Origin of the sequence: Tropicimonas sp. IMCC34011 (assembly GCF_003390865.1) — a bacterium.
Classification (GTDB): domain Bacteria; phylum Pseudomonadota; class Alphaproteobacteria; order Rhodobacterales; family Rhodobacteraceae; genus Tropicimonas_B.
Window position 1 is genome coordinate 277917 of sequence record NZ_QMEJ01000004.1, and the last position, 15277, is coordinate 293193.

General features: G+C 61.5%; 10 protein-coding genes and 1 pseudogene. 1 reads left to right on the forward strand and 10 read right to left on the reverse strand.

Going from position 1 to position 15277, the window contains the following annotated elements; translation table 11 throughout:
- Window positions 1-74: 74 nt before the first annotated feature.
- From DQG15_RS13355 to DQG15_RS13380, 7 genes and pseudogenes are all read right to left on the reverse strand, one after another.
- On the reverse strand, window positions 75-1154 hold the full coding sequence (locus tag DQG15_RS13355; protein ID WP_116085974.1) for an extracellular solute-binding protein: 1080 nt from the start codon (window positions 1152-1154) through the stop codon (window positions 75-77).
- Between the two features lie 22 nt (window positions 1155-1176).
- Window positions 1177-2955, reverse strand: a complete 1779-nt coding sequence (locus DQG15_RS13360) for an ABC transporter permease subunit (protein WP_116085976.1) — start codon at window positions 2953-2955, stop codon at window positions 1177-1179.
- Window positions 2952-4061, reverse strand: coding sequence for an ABC transporter ATP-binding protein (locus DQG15_RS13365; protein ID WP_232830848.1), 1110 nt, complete (start codon window positions 4059-4061; stop codon window positions 2952-2954). The genes DQG15_RS13360 and DQG15_RS13365 overlap by 4 nt, the downstream gene beginning before the upstream one ends.
- 6 nt (window positions 4062-4067) lie before the next feature.
- A complete protein-coding gene (locus DQG15_RS13370) occupies window positions 4068-4454 on the reverse strand; it encodes a RidA family protein (RefSeq protein WP_116085979.1) in 387 nt (128 codons plus the stop codon).
- A gap of 370 nt (window positions 4455-4824) precedes the next feature.
- A pseudogene (locus tag DQG15_RS18215) lies at window positions 4825-5039 on the reverse strand (IS3 family transposase); the annotation flags it as partial.
- 54 nt (window positions 5040-5093) lie between these two features.
- On the reverse strand, window positions 5094-5513 hold the full coding sequence (locus tag DQG15_RS13375) for a response regulator (protein WP_116085981.1): 420 nt from the start codon (window positions 5511-5513) through the stop codon (window positions 5094-5096).
- On the reverse strand, window positions 5479-6906 hold the full coding sequence (locus tag DQG15_RS13380) for a sensor histidine kinase (protein WP_116085983.1): 1428 nt from the start codon (window positions 6904-6906) through the stop codon (window positions 5479-5481). Before DQG15_RS13380 ends, DQG15_RS13375 begins: the two co-directional genes overlap by 35 nt.
- 224 nt (window positions 6907-7130) lie before the next feature.
- Between DQG15_RS13380 and DQG15_RS13385 the strand changes: the two genes are divergently transcribed.
- Window positions 7131-8507: a sensor histidine kinase gene (locus DQG15_RS13385; RefSeq protein ID WP_116085984.1), complete on the forward strand. Its 1377-nt coding sequence runs from the start codon at window positions 7131-7133 to the stop codon at window positions 8505-8507.
- Window positions 8508-9391: 884 nt separating this feature from the next.
- Here the strand turns inward: DQG15_RS13385 and DQG15_RS13390 are convergent.
- From DQG15_RS13390 to DQG15_RS13400, 3 genes are all read right to left on the reverse strand, one after another.
- Window positions 9392-11476, reverse strand: coding sequence for a hypothetical protein (locus tag DQG15_RS13390; protein ID WP_116085986.1), 2085 nt, complete (start codon window positions 11474-11476; stop codon window positions 9392-9394).
- A 269-nt stretch (window positions 11477-11745) separates the two neighbouring features.
- Window positions 11746-13251: a hypothetical protein gene (locus DQG15_RS13395; RefSeq protein ID WP_116085988.1), complete on the reverse strand. Its 1506-nt coding sequence runs from the start codon at window positions 13249-13251 to the stop codon at window positions 11746-11748.
- Window positions 13251-15245 carry a chromosome segregation ATPase-like protein gene (locus DQG15_RS13400; RefSeq protein WP_232830849.1) on the reverse strand — a complete coding sequence of 665 codons (1995 nt, stop codon included), beginning with the start codon at window positions 15243-15245 and terminating at the stop codon, window positions 13251-13253. Before DQG15_RS13400 ends, DQG15_RS13395 begins: the two co-directional genes overlap by 1 nt.
- Window positions 15246-15277: the final 32 nt, after the last annotated feature.

The following is a 15277-nucleotide window of genomic DNA, read 5'->3' on the forward strand; positions in this document are numbered from 1 at the left end:
TAGTCGGCACTGCGAGGCCGTTTAGCGCAGGACCTGGTCGGGCGGAGGCTCTCACCCCCGCCCGCAGTCGATGGTCAGCCTTGAAGCCACTCGTTAAAACGCATTGTGGCTTCTTCCTGCCGCGGACCCCAAAATCCAAAATCCAGCAGAGCCATGTTCCGGATGTTATCCGGATGTGTCGGCAGGACCTTGGCCCGTTCGGGATCGACCAAGGCGATAGCATTCGGATTTGACGGCCCGGTGCCATAGATTTCCGCCGCCGCGGCCTGCCTGTCCGCACGACAGCAGAACTTGATGAAGTCGCGGATCTGGTCGGCCTTGGGGCTGCCGCTCGGAATCACCCATCCGTAGTTGTTGTAGAAGCTGCCGTCCCAGGTGATCGCGACGGGAGCGCCGGCATCAATCACGTTCTGGGCGCGGCCATTGAACGTCGTGATCAGGTCGACCTCACCGGTCTGCAGCAGGGTCGGCGTCTGCGCGGAAGAAGCCCACCAGACATCAATGTCATCCCGGATCTCGTCCAGCTTGGCAAAAGCACGCTCCCACCCCGCTTCCTCCTGGAGAACGGTCGAGACCTCCTCGGGCGGGACCCCGTCCGCAACAAGGGCGATCGAAACCGTCTCTCGCGCGCTTTGACGCAGTCCCCGACGACCGGGGTGCCCTTCTACATCCCAGAAGTCGGCATAGGTCATCTTCTTGTCAAAATGCTTCGAATTATAGGCGAGAATGAAGGCCGCGCTGGTTCCGCTGACGAAAGTTTCGGACTTCATCGACGGCATCACCTCTTCCGCAGGCCCCGTCAGATCAAGGGGCTCGAGATAGCCGTCCTCAGCCAAGGTCGCAGCGACGTCATGGGCAATGCCTTCGCAGAAGTCCCATTTGTAGGTCTGGGTTTCGACGACGGCCCTGACCTCGGCGAGCGGGTTCTCGCGGCGCTCCACCGGGATCACTTCGACGCCGGTCTCTTCGAAATACGGTTTGTAGTAGGCTTGCGTATACGCATCGTCGATTGCGCCGCCGCTGCCGCCGACGATCAGCCGATTGTCCTGGGCCCGGGCCGCACCTGTCCAGATCGCGGGCGCGGACAGCAGTACAGCCGATCCCGTCATACCTTTCACGAACAGGCGTCTCGTGGTCTTGATCTGCTTTGACATCGTCTTTTTCCCTCTCTGTTGATTATGTTCGTTTCTGCCCGGCAGACCGCCGGTTGAGCAGTTCTGATGCCACGACCACGAGGGCGACCACGGCAATGAGGATCGTCGAGACCGCCGCCAAGGTTGGGCTGACCGCAATATGCGCCTCGCTCCAAAGCTTCTTGGGAAGTGTCGATTGCAGTCCGCTGCTGACGAAGAGCGCGATCGCGATCTCGTCGAACGACCGCATGAAGGCGAAGAGGAAGGAAGTGACGAACCCCACCTTGATGAGTGGCAAGGTAATGCGGCGGAAGGCCGTCAGCGTGCTGGCCCCCAGCGTCCAGGCGGCCTGATCCAGACGGTGGTCGTAGTTCTGGAGGACCGCGATCAGGGTCAGCACCACGTAGGGCACCGCAATGACCGTATGGCCGGCAACCAGGCCGATATAGGTGCCGATCAGCTGCATCTCGGCGAAGAAGTAGAACAGCGCCAAGGCGATGATGATGTTGGGCACCACGAGCGGCATCAGGATATAGGGCAGGACAAGGCCCTTACCCTTGAACCTTGCGCGGTTGATCCCGAAGGCCGCTGGCACCCCGATCAGCATGGACAGGATCGCCGTTGCGAGCCCCACGACGATCGAGCGGATCGTCGCTTCGCGCCAGACCGGGTCGGTGAAGTACTCTTCGTACCACTGAAGCGAGAAGCCGCGCGGAGGCCATTCGACAAAGGCGCTCTCGGTGAACGACACCGGGATCAGGAAGAACAGCGGCGCGGCCATGAACGTGAGGACGAGGCCGGCCACGACGTTCAGTGCAAACCGCCTCGACTGGCCGTCGGTCAGTTTTCGCTTCGGCATCAGGGCGCCCGTAATCCGGCTAAGCCAGACCGTCATGGTGCCCAATCCGGCGGTCGCGGCGCGCATCGCCGACCCGCTGGGCCCGCCACTCCCCTGCGCTCCCGTGATCGTTGCGATCCCCAGGAACTTGTCGAAGATCATGATGAAGATGATCGACAGGATCAGCACCATGACCGAGATCGCGGCGGCCATACCCCAATTATAGAGCACGTCGATCTGCTCGATGATCTCGAGAGCGATCATCCGCTCCGAGGGCGAGCCGAGAAGCGTGGGATGCACGAAGATGCCGATGGACACGATGAAGGTGACCAGGGCGGCTGAGGCGACACCTGGGAAGGAGATCGGAAAATAGATCCGCCAGAAGGCGTTCCCGGGCTCGGCGCCCAGTGTCGCCGCGGCGAGTTCAAGCTTCCGATCGATGTTCTGCATCGTCGAGTACATGGACAGGACCGCGATCGGCATCAGAGCATGGGTCATGGCGACGACGACGCTGAAGACCGTGAACAACATCTCGACCGGCACCTCGACGAGACCGATTGAAACAAGTCCGGAATTGATGACGCCGTTGCGGCCGAACAGAACGATCCACGCGAAGGCCCGGACAAGGACGCTGGTCCAGAGCGGTAGCAGCACAATCAGCATGAGGGCGTTCGTGCTGCCCTTCCGAGCCGTCGCCAGAAGATAGGCCACCGGGTAGGACAGCAGGATGGTGAAGAGCGTAGTCCATCCGCTGATCTTCAGCGTCGTCAGCATCACCTGGATGTTGTAGCCGCGGAACAGCTCGATGTAGTTCGTCCAACTCAGGACGCCGTCACGGTCGGTCACGCTCACCGCAAGGATGGAGAAGACCGGGTAGATGAAAAATACTGCAAGGAAGGCGAAGATCGGGAGCAGCAACAGCGGTGCGCCCAGCTTGGTCTTGCGCTTCGCGGTCCGCCCGCGGGGTGCCACGGCCGCCGTCATGTCATCTGCTCCCCGGCGAAGACCACGGAGTTCTCCGGCAGCCAGCTGACGTGGACGTTTGCGCCGTCCGGCAGCAACTGAGAACCGGGCGTCGTCAGCTCTACCGCAGTGACCTCGGTGCCATCGGCGAGGCGGACGAAATGTTCCGTCATGGTGCCAGTCATCACGCTGGCAATCACGGTTGCCGGCAAGGCGTTCGCGCCCGGGACCGGCTCGGAGGAGATGCGCAGATTCTGCGGTCTCATCATGCACAAGACGCTATCGCCCGTGGCCACTGATGTTGCAGGACGTTTAGCCTTGATGATCGAAGTGTCCTGCCATTTCAGTACAATCTCGTCCCCCTCTTCGCCGGCGACATTGGCCCGAAGGAAGGTCGCGCCGCCGAGGAAGTCGCCCACGAAGCGGCTTACCGGCCTGTGGTAGAGGTCCGCCGGGCTACCAAGCTGGACGATGTGGCCGTCGCGCATGACGCAGACCCGGTCCGACATGGACATCGCTTCGCCCTGGTCGTGGGTCACGTAGAGGATGGTGGCGCCGAGCGCCTTGTGCATCGTCTTGATTTCCATTTGCATGGTGTCGCGCAGCTTCTTGTCCAAAGCGCCGAGCGGCTCGTCCATGAGGATGATCGATGGGCCGTAGACGGCGCAGCGTGCCAGCGCGACACGTTGCTGTTGACCGCCCGACAGCTCGGTCGGCAGCCGCTCGCCCTTGTCTTCCAGGTCTACGATCTTCAGGAGCCGGGCGACGTTCTGTTCGATGTCGGAACTCGACATGCGCCGCATACGAAGGGGGAAGGCGATATTTTCCCGGACGGTAAGGTGCGGGAAAAGGGCATAGTTCTGGAAAACCACGCCGACGTCGCGCTTCTGAGGTTGCAGTTGGGTCGAAAGCTTTCCGTCGATCCAGATGTCGCCTCCGGAGGGCGCGGCAAGGCCTGCGACCATCATCAGCAAGGTCGTCTTGCCGGAGCCGGAGGGTCCGAGAAGCGTGAGAAACTCCCCGCTCTCGACTTCCAAGTTCGTGGGTTTCAGGGCGACCACTTCGCCATAGCGCTTTTCAAGTTCATGGACGCGGAGCTTGGCAGGAGTATCGGGGGTGCCGTTCATCATCTCTCAGTTTCCGCCGGCGACATTATTTTCCGGCGGAAGCGCCGCGGTGACGATGAACTCGACGAGGACATCCGGCGCCCCCATCTCGCACTGGGCCGTTGCCCGGGTCGGAGCCGCGTTCGGCGCAGTCCAAGCATTCCAGACCTCGTTCATCTCGGCGAAGTCCCGGGTGATGTCCTTGATCCAGATCTGCGCCGTGAGCAGGCGGCTCTTGTCCGTCCCCGCCTCCGCGAGAAATTCCTCAACTTTCGCAAGAGCATCCCGGGTCTGCCCCGCGATCCCCTGAGAGCGATCGCTCGCCGTCATTCCGCCCACGAAGACCATGCCGTTGTACACAACCGCCCGGCTACGCCTTGCGTCGGTTTCGATACGGCGAATTTGACCGTTCATAAGATTTGTCCCTGTCTTTGAATTGTTGTTCGCACGGCAGTTGCGACCAGTTCACAAAGCGAGGTCCCGGATTGGACAATGCCGCTGATTTTCTTGACGATACGAACGGGGTCAGAGCCCGGCAAATATAAATGCTGATGGGGTATATACTATTCTGATATGCCACCTCTCTCCGCTGTCGGAGGCCTGTTTCGGACCGGCTTCACGCCGCGCGGTAGCGAGATTCGAGGCAGCGCGTCCCCCTCATGGGAGCCCTTTTCACCGGCATCACTGGAGGTTCCGAAGCCAAGATTTTCAGTCCCGAGGGCCGTCAGGTGACCGCCGCCCGCTATGAGGCGTAAGGCTCCAGGATCGGGCCCCGCGGACCTGCCCGGCTTTTGCGGAGAGCGTTCAGCGCACTTTCCGGGCATTTCTCTCGCAGCAGCCGCGCCGGCCGGTGCCTCCCGACCTGGTGGCCTCATCGACAAGGTCACGATGCATGCGCGGGCTGCCATAGGTCTCGTTCGACAGCGAGAAGATGGTGCGGATATGCGCCAGATCGACCATGTCCTGCCGCTGGCGGCGACAGGCCGGGCGGTCCTGCCAGACGGAGAGCCTATAAAATCAAAACTGAATAGGCCGCCAGATCAGGGCTGACCTTCATACAGCGCTGCTTGCGATTCGATTTGACTCGAGAACTCGCCGCAATTCATTCGGCAGCAACGGTTTTGACAGCATTGCCAGCGGGCGGATCAGAGCCGCTTCCGCTTCCGTCATCTCATGCAAGCTTCCGCTTACAATGACGGATGGCACCCGCATTTCGTTTCGCAGCACCAATGCAGCGTCCTGTCCGCGACTCCCATCGGCAAGCTTCAGATCAACCAATGCAAGGTCCGGAAACGTCTTGCGCGACATCTCGACTGCTTTGCTCGCTGTGGCGGCAATTCCGACGACGACATGGCCCATCTCCAGAATCTGAGCTTCAAGGTCGAGCGCGATAAAGGCATTATCTTCAACGATAAGCACTTTCAGGACCGCTGGCTCCTCATTCGGGAAATATGATCCGTGTTCGCCAGCCATTCGTCTTACCTTCCTCGATCGAGCCCCCCAACTGCGAGGCCATGCCCGCAATCAGGCGCTGTCCCAGACCTGACGATGCACTGGTGTCCCTTGAACGGCTGGCACTCTGGCCTGTTCCGTCATCTGATACTTCGAGAGCGATCATGGCGTCGCCGTCTCGCTTCACGCTCACCAGTACGGTGCCCTCGCCCTCCCAGCAGGCATGCTTGAACGAGTTGGTGACCAACTCATTCACCGCGAGTGACAGCGTCACCGCCTGGTCGCTTCGCAACCGGATCGGCTCCACATCGAGCGAGATCTGCACGTCTTGTTCGTCGCTCGACAAGGAACCTTGAAGATGCTCGCTCAATCGCTCCAGATACCGATCGATCTGCACCGTGGCGACATCCGCGTCCTGATAGAGCGAAGCATGTATTGCCGCGACAGCGTTCACCCGTGCCGTTGCCGCTTTGAGTGAAAGTCGCGCCTCGGGGTTCTTTGCCCCTGAAGCTTCAAGGTTCAGGATACTGGTCACCATCTGGAGTGAATTCTTCACCCGGTGGTTCACCTCTGCGATCAGCAAGTCACGGGCTTCGAGGGCGTCACGCAGGTTCGCCTCGTTCTCACGGATGGCGGTGACATCGAGTACGATGCCAACAATCCGCACGCTTCGCGTCTCGGGATCGCGGACCGACTCTCCTCGTCCGATCAACCAACGTATGGCCCCATCGGGCAGAACGACACGGAAGTCGAGCTGGAGATCGGCTCCGATCGTACGGGAGACCCGTTCCAGCTCGCTGAGCGCCAGTTCGAAATCATCAGCGCGCAAACGGTCATAAAAGGGTTGGACGGCAGGGCCGGTCTCGTTCGGCTCGAAGCCGAACAGTGCATCGATCTGAGGGGACCGGAGCAGGGTGCCGGCTTGGGGATCGAACTCGAAATAGCTCAGGTCAGCACCGCGCATCGCAGCCCTGCGCTTGGCGGCTTCGGCACGGTCTCCAAGAACGCTCCGAGTGACATCCTCGGCGGTATGGATCACATGAGTGACCCGACGTGGCGCGTCCGGGTCAGCGAAGATGGGAGAGTTCAGGATGCGCCAGTATCGGGTCCCGTAGTGGCCATCGGCTTCCAGCACGTCGTGCTGCCGCAGCGGCATTTCCTGTGCCTCGCCCGTGGCGACCACCGCGTCCGCCGACGCTTGCAGTTCTGCTTCCGCATCGGCCTCGGGATCGTCGGGATTGGCGGGAAAGGCTTCGAAAACACGCCGGCCGACGAGCTCCGCGGCCTGCCGATCAAGCAGCGCGCAGTAGAGCTTGTTCGCCGCCACGATCCGCAGGTCCGGCGTGAATACCAGCTGTGCCGTCGGTGCGTCGTTGAAAATCACACCAGGATCGATGCGGCTGGCGTCATGCATGGCGCATTCCTTCAGGCACGTTTCAGATCAAGTGCGGGCTACTCGCGTCGCTTGGCACATCCGTTCGCCAACGAGGTATGGTATCTTTACGCCCGGCGAAGGTGGCCAGTGGCCACTCTGCCAGCTTCCCGGTTTGAAACCCGGCCATCGACCTGTATCGTCGTTTGAGTTCGGGCACCATGATCGGATTCGCCTGGTAAGGGGGGGCCGCCATCAACGTCGCCATGCTACAGCAGATCGACCCTGCCGAAATTGTTGCCAGCTTGCGGGAAAGCCTTTTGGTGCTGACCGAGGATCTGGTCGTCGAATACGCCAACGACCGTTTTCTCCGAACGTTCGACGTCGACGCGGACAAGACCATCGGGTGCCGGCTCGCCTCACTCGGAGACGGACAGTGGAGTATCCCTGCTCTGCTCGAAGAGCTCGGAAAGATCCTGTCCGGCGGCGACGAGGTCGAGGACTTCGAGGTCGATCACGTGTTCGAACGGATCGGACGCAGGGTCATGCGGCTGAACGCGCGCAAGACCGTTCGGCCCGGCAACGGCTCCCGGCGCATCCTGCTTGCCATCGAGGATGTGACCGCGGAACGCGACGCGGCAACGGCGCTCGAACGCGAGCGTCTTCTTTCGGTTGGTATCGTCGAGACACTTCGCGAGCCGCTTCTCGTACTGGACGAGCGGCTCACCGTCGTCTCGGCAAGCCGGTCCTTCTACGCGACGTTTCAGGTCGACCCCGGCGCAACCGTTGGTCGCCGGCTGGACGATCTGGGCAACGGGCAGTGGGCGATCCCGGAGTTGCTCACGCTACTGACCGACATTGTTCCGAGAAATACAGTCGTCGATGACTTCGAGGTGCGGCATACCTTCCCCGAAATCGGCGAAAGGGCCCTTCTGCTCAACGCCCGCAAGGTTTTCCGCGAGGGCAACCACACTCACATGCTCCTTCTGGCGATGCAGGATGTGACCGAGGCGCGTCGATTGCAGAAGGAACGGGAGGCCGCGCTCGACCATGCCGACAGGCTTCTGGAGGAACTGAACCATCGTGTGATGAACAGCCTTTCGATGATTGGCAGCATCATAGCACTGGAAGGCCGCACTCTGAGCGATGCGGCTTGCAAGGCGGCATTTGCGCGGATGCGGGCCAGGATCGACGCCATTGCCAGTCTCTATCGCAGCCTCACGCAGACCAGTTCCGTCGATACGGTAACAGCCGGGTCCTATCTGACGGCACTCGTCGAGAATGTCGTCGCATCCTCCCAACAGGCTGACACACTTGCAGTGGAGTTCGACATCTCGGACGTACGCCTATCAACCCGGATCGCCGTACCGCTCGGACTGATCGTGAACGAACTGGTCACGAACAGCCTGAAATACGCCTATCAGGGAAGATCGGGCGGGCGACTGGGCCTGAGCCTGGCCATCGAAGATCAGACAATGGCGGTATCTGTCTGGGATGACGGCCCGGGAATTGATCCAAATGCGCGAGTGGATTCCGGATTGGGTCAGAAGTTGACTGATGCCTTCACCACGCAACTCAATGGAAGAATCGACGTCGACAGCGGAGCGGCCGGCACGCGACACACATTGGTCATGCCTCTGTAGAGACGCTGACGAAGATACACTCCGGCTTGAGTTTGAGGACAAACCTCTGCTTTCAGCAATCACCACCGTCGATCTCTCACCCGCGCCGGACGTCTTCTCTCCGACCGTTCTGAGGCTTGCTGTGGCAGCTTAGACAAGAACGTGGGTGTCATCACTCCGAGCAGAAGACTTCAGAGAAAGCGCCGGTAGTGACGCCGAATGGCTCGATGGTGCACCGCCGTTGCGGGGCAATGGTCTCTTCGCACCGCCATGCATCTCGCGAGCCGAGACAAACCAAGGTTCCGCAATCCGTGCACGCGCCCAAGACGCATCGCGGCGTCCCGGGTACGGGATAAGAGCCAACCCATTCAAAATACAAGATGTATCCAGATGGTCAGCGGCGACGGCGCAAAAAGCTATCCGCGCGCCTACATCGCCTGTAGGGGCGCGCGTAGTGCTTCGCTACGCCCCTTGAGATTTGAATGGGTTAGACCATCCTTTGCGCACAAAGGATTTCGCGGACTACGCACAAAGGTTTTCGCCGTCAGGTTTCAGCACGCACCGGCTCCCATAGTGGCTCTCCATCCCTACATTTTAGTCCTTTCACAGCGAGCATGGAAGCCCAGTACGCCTCGCGGCAGCTTCCCGGTCTTCATGAGAAATGGCAGGAGACACTCCGGGCCTGCATGCATTGGCTGAGCGGGATCCTCCCGGCGCTCGTCGCGCGTGCGCGCTTGTATCCGCATCCACCACGGCAATCTGGGTTAAGGCGGGCGGTGCGCGGTCATTCACTGTATCCGCATCCCCCGCGTCAGCCTCCCGGCTGACTTGGCGGACATGGAGACCTAAGGCATGTGCAGAAGCTACAAGTGTCTTCGCTGAACTGCGCATGCAGCATCTTGGCCCTAGCTCGCACCGTAGATGTCCATAAGAAGATCCGGATTTGTCCCTTGGCCGAGCAATTCCTCCTTGAGATCCCGTAGAATCGGCAAGATCTTGTCGCGTCGCCGCTGGAGGTTGGCACTCGGTTTACGGCGGCCAATAAGATCAACTTCGACTTTCTCGATGATCGCCAGGAAATCTTCGGCCAGGGGATCAATGCCAGACACCAGGGCCGTGGGGTCCTTGAGGCGCCACCTGAGAAGACCCGCGAGCAGAAAGGGCGCGTAGTTGAACATGGTGTATTCTTCACCGATGTTGCGCTTGAAATCCGCCAGTGTGCGGCTTGCCAATCTGTCCACGTCCTCACGAGACAGGAGCATCGGCGCCATGTCCGACCGCGACAGCAGAAAGGCCATGCACGCGCTTTGTCGGTTCCACACCCAGTTCTCGACGTCCGAGGACAGAAGCATCTGCACGACGCGCTCGACGGCCTCTTCATCGCGAAGGATCCGTCCCAGCCCCTGGTAGACGAGGACCCAGCTCATCTGGTGGCGCACGAAGGGGTGGGCTCGCCCACGCGTCTCGATGCACTCTGTCAGCCATTTGACCACGTCGGTCGGACAGCGCCGGAACTGCCAGGTCAGGAACTTCAAGGCCGCGTTGTCCTCGGTCCCTTGGCCCGTTTTGCCGGCGAGGCGTCTGCGTGTAACGGCCAGCGCCTTGTCCGTCAGGATATCGAGTCGCTCAATTTCCTCCCGGCCGATCTCGGCGGGAAGATCTCCATCGCTGGAGATGCAGTATTGCCCGAACGGCCGTTGCGACAGCTTCGCCGCGAGCGTTTCCCAATCGGGGTTGATGCGGAAGGGTTCCGATTGGAGGAGACTGAGCAGCCCATCGGCGCGAGCGGTGTCTTCCCATGCGGGCATCCCGCAGGGAAGAACCAAGCGCTGCGGGATTGAGACATGGTGCTGTTGGCTTTCGATGATCTCATCCCAAGATCGGGCATCTTCTTGTGCATCGTCCCAGTCGACCGTGAAGCTCCGACCCAATATTGGCGCTTCCATCAGGATCCTTGCCCGACCGGCCGCCGGCTTCTGCTCGACCCAGAGCGACACGGCCGCCTGTTCCTTCAGCGGCGTGCCGATCGCGATGGTCGCCTTTCGCGGTGGTGGTGAAGCTTCCTTCCGAAGATACACGGAGACATTCTCCTGCCCCGCCGGTATCGCCAGCGTTGCCGGGTTAGGGCTCCGATAAGTGCGGCCGGCTTCAAGCGTCTCTTCCGGTCTAATAAGGTCGAAATTCGCCGCGCCATCAGCCCCGTAGACAATGGTGGACAGCCTGGGCAAGAAGTCGAAAAAGATCGGCGCCCCGTTCCCGGCCCTATGCGCCGCAAGCAAGGCGCCGTGTGCCACGGCCGGTGCCGGCAGCACGCTAACGGAAACGGGCGACGAGCTCCCGAGACTTGCGGCGATGCGGTCCTTGAGAGCCCCTTCGGTCAGCGTCTCCAGAAGCACCACGTCGCAGCCCTGCAGGTCGAGAACCTCGTTGAATTCCGTCACCTTGTCGGCAGCTTGGTATCCGCTTAAATCGAGGAGCTCCCAGTCCCCGTTCTGGACCCGAACCATCTCGGGCGGACAAGTGAGTCCCAAGGCCATCTTTCCGACTGAACGTGCGATGGCGCGATGGGCTGTTCTCGATGTGAGGCCGACCTGACCGATTGCGGCCTTACGCGCGGCATGCACGAGATTTTCGTATCCGATACTCCCTGGCGTATGCGTCGCAGCCTCGCGCCTTTCCGGTGCCAGGACGCCGCGTGCCCCCCTGATGAGAAGGTGTTGAACGGCCAAGCCACGCCGGTCCTGGCAGACCACACCCAAGCGCTGTCCTTCCGCCACAAGACCATGCTCGATTGCATAGAGCGCTGCGAGAACAGGACGCCAGACAAGCAGGCCGTTCCGATACTTGCCGGCGGACAGTGCAGCGAGCAGGTGTTCCTGTGCCGTCTCGGACCCGTCGGGGCCTTCGTCGATTGACGCGATGTTGTAGGCGGCCCCCTGGGCCGATCCCGCGAAGCAGGACGCCAACTTTGTGACGTCCTCGTCCTTCATTTCGAGGAGCTCCCGGACCGAAATGCGGCGCTCTGGTGCTCCGACTTCACCCCACCCCCCACCAAGTCCGTGAGGGGCGGCGTCTGCCTGAGCGCCTCCGATCCAACGGCTTGTGCCAGCATTTCCGACATTAACAACAGAAGTGAGCGGGCCACTTGGAACGACTTCGACGGGGCCGACCTCGTCTTCCTCCCCCGGCCTTGAGCGCCAATTCCTGGCAACGAAGTCGCGCCAACCGTTTACGTCAAACCCGCAGAACTTCCTGGCTGTCATTTCGATGTCTCGTGGATCTCGCCCTGCACGAAATCGCGCACCGCCTGAAACCCCTGCGCAAGGTCATTGCCGGAAGGTCCGAGCGCAATGGCCCTGACTGCGACCTTGCCGCGAGTAACGCTCGTGGTTTCAGGTCGGCCCCGAGCGGGAGTAATGATGAGCCCATGGCGAAGCACCTCGGTCAGGGCCAGCGGCTGCATCTGGTTCAGAAGGGATGCCGCCTCGATGACGCATTCGTCGAGCTCCAGCCGTCGCATCGCGTGGGGCGTCCAGACCGCAACGCGTCGAGGCAAATCCGTTCGACTGGGATCGGAGATCCGCAATGCCACGTGAGATCGCGCGACGCTGAGCAGAGCTCCCGGTTTCTCGGGACGAGCCTGGACCTCCACGATCCGGTTCGTGTCGCGGAGCCAGAATACCGCGATCGGTCTATCCTGATCGAACCAACGCCCCCCTGCCGCTTCCTCGTTCCAGGATATCGGGGACTGAGCGACCAGTTCCGCTTCGTCCAGTTCATCGATGGCGAGGATGATCGCGAGGACGGCAAAATCGGTCCACGTCTCCGCCTGCCACGCCCACAGACCGTCTTCGGTCCTGCGCCGCAGCAGAAGCCGGAGCCAACAATCGTGAACCTCCCTATAGCTGCGGTCCTGCATCAGGACGTAATTGGGGGTGATGCCGGCAGGCGCGATCGCGACCCCGAGATCCGCAAGCGTTCTCGCCAGGGTCCGGCAAGATTTCCGGAATGCGTCGACCTGACCGTAGCGCGCGCTGGACTTGGCGCTTGGATGTTCCCGTATCCATTGCCGGGCCGCATCTACGGCCAGACGCGCATAGGCATGAAGAACGCGGTTTTCCAGAGTATCAAAGTTCTCGCGTCTCACGGTCGCAAGGATCCGCTGCGAGGCCCCTGCACGCTCCGGAATGTTTCGGCCGGGTTGCCGGCTGAGCCAGACCATGGATGCGCGGTCCATCTCTTGGACGCGGTCGAGAGGCGTCAGTTCCCGGTGTCTACGCAAGACCCGTCGAACCCTTTTCTCAAGGTCCCGAAGCACGGGTTGCATTCGCCGCGCCTGCCGAACGATTTCAGCCATCCTCGGGTCGGCCTCGTCCTCGGCGCGCTTCCAAGCCTCACGCAGGCGCTCCCACAAAATAGCTGGAACTTCGAGCGCTTCCTCCAACTCCTGGATGCGGGCGAGGACTTCGTTCATATGCTGAAGCGCGGCCGCTCCCTCTTTCTCGGCTTCCGTTACCGGGTCGTGGCCGAAGCGGGGGCGAATAGGGAAGCCTTCGCGCTCGGGTGCCACAGCACGGTCGCGCTTGGGATAGGGGACCAGCGCCAGGCCCGTGGGCGTGTTCCTCACCACGCCGCTGAGAAGCGTCGCGTATTCCAGGCCGCGCGGAGCCTGCCCCTGGAACTCGCCGAGCAGGCAATCGTTCGGCCCGAACGCTCCGCCTTCGCCCAAGGACTTGGCTGACCACGGCCGAGTTATCAGCCGCATCAACGCGAGACCCCTCTCCACACGAACTGCCCCGTGGCCTCGGACAGTCGCACAGACTCGTCGATCGCCTCGGCCAGTGGAGCATCGCCCAGATCGCGATCGACAAAGGTCATCAAGTTGGAGAATTGCGGAGCCGCCATGTCGACTTCGACGCCACGGAGCTTGGGCAGGAGGCGCATCTCGACCTGGTCAGCCAACGCGTCGTCGACGCCGCGACCGCCCTCGACCTCCGGGTAATTCGCCGCGTAGGCCATAATCGCGCGGCCCAGGCGATGACCGAAGGGACGCTGAAACTCACGCATTAAGTCGACCATCTGCTCGACCCTTGCGGTCACCCGGGCATCCCCGTCAACGTGGGCGCTCGAGTGGCCCCACCTCGTCCAGGTTTCTCGCGATAGAGCCTTGGTCGGTTCGACGTCGCCTTCCGCATGACCTTCTTTGATTTTCTTCGGCGCCGCGAAGCGCAGGATGTTCGCTCGGTCGACGACCTTGTCGGACAGGGACTGCGTGCTTTCGTCTTCGTTCATCGTGCCGGCGAACAGAAGGTTGTAGCCAGGGAAGATCCGGGGCGGCATCTGCATGTTTGGGATTTCGAGCTCAATCTCGGCATCCTTGCGCTCGTTCGCATCGCCGACATCACTCGGGCGCGGGCGGCTTTCCAAGCGGCTCAGGAAATCCGAGAAGTAGTATTCGACCCGCGCAAGGTTCATTTCATCCAGAAGGATCATCATCATGCGGTCCCGGTCCGCTTGATCATTGTGGAGTTCATCGACCGCCCAGAGCGCGCGCGCCATGTCCGTGGGCCGGAACTTGCCTTCGATGTAGTTGTAGAACCCCATGAGGTCCTGCGGGCTGTCCCAGCGCGGTTGAACCGGCACCTGTAGAAAGCCGATACCCATTCCGGCAGCGTATTGCCGTGGCAACTGGCTCTTACCTGTCCCGGAGATGCCGGCGAGCACGGCCATTTGCGTTGTCTCGTTAACCTTCATGGCGGTATGGAAGGCGCGCAGCGTCCGCGCTGGGTAATCGAGTCCTTTCGCGCGAAGCCGCCGCTCCACTCGCATGATTGCATCCGCCTCGTTCTCGCGCGGCGCAGGATCCCAAGTTCTCATTGCCACGACGACCGGCGGTGTTTCCTTCAGTTCGCGGAGCGGATCGGCATCACCTGTTTCACCATCTACGGAGCGCCCCTCGCTGCGCGCGATCTCGCCCTTCAGGTAAGCCAGCCGGGCATCGAGCGTGCTGCGCGTCCCCTCGAGCGTTTCGATCTCGCCGGTGATGCGGCGGACCTCCTGACCTTGCGCCGCGAGATCGGCCCCCAAGCGTCCGTGTTCGGTCTGAGCATGAGCCAATGCCTCGCGTTCGGACGCCACCCGGGTTTGCAGATTTGCCAGCTCGCTCTCCTCGGATGCCATGCGGCCCTCGAGGCGCGAAATGGTCGTCTCGAGTTCCTGAGCCCGGCTCTCGAGACCTGAAATCCTCTCTTTGGCCTCCTCAAGCTCCCGCTTTCTTTCGCGAAGTTCATTGACCTGTTCGGAAATCTCCTCGTATTCCCTTTTGAGCGCCTCGGTGCGCCCAAGTAGCTCCTCCGCCTTTTCCAGCCTTTCCTTAATGGCCAGGTATTCCGCGCGAAGTGGAGCGATCTCGCTCTCGAGCTGCTGACGTTCGATCACAGCCGCTTCGGTCTCCTGCCGCACGGCAGCGACCTCGTCCCGCCGTTCCCGTAGGCTCTCCCATTCCGCGAGCAGCTCCTCCTTCTGTCGCCGCAATCCGTCCACCTCGGCTTGCAGATCGGCAACCACCGCCATGGCTTGGCGCCGCTTCTCAAGCTCGTTCTCCAGCTCGTCGACGAGACGCTGCTTCTCCTCGAGACGTCTCTCGTAGATGGCGAGTTCCTCGATCGGGCCTGCGGCCGTCACCGCACGATCATGGCGCGCAGCGAGGAGCAGTTGCACCACGGCGAGCAATATGAGGACGCCCGCGATCGCGAGCACAAGTATCGTATTATCCGTTAGCATCTTCGATT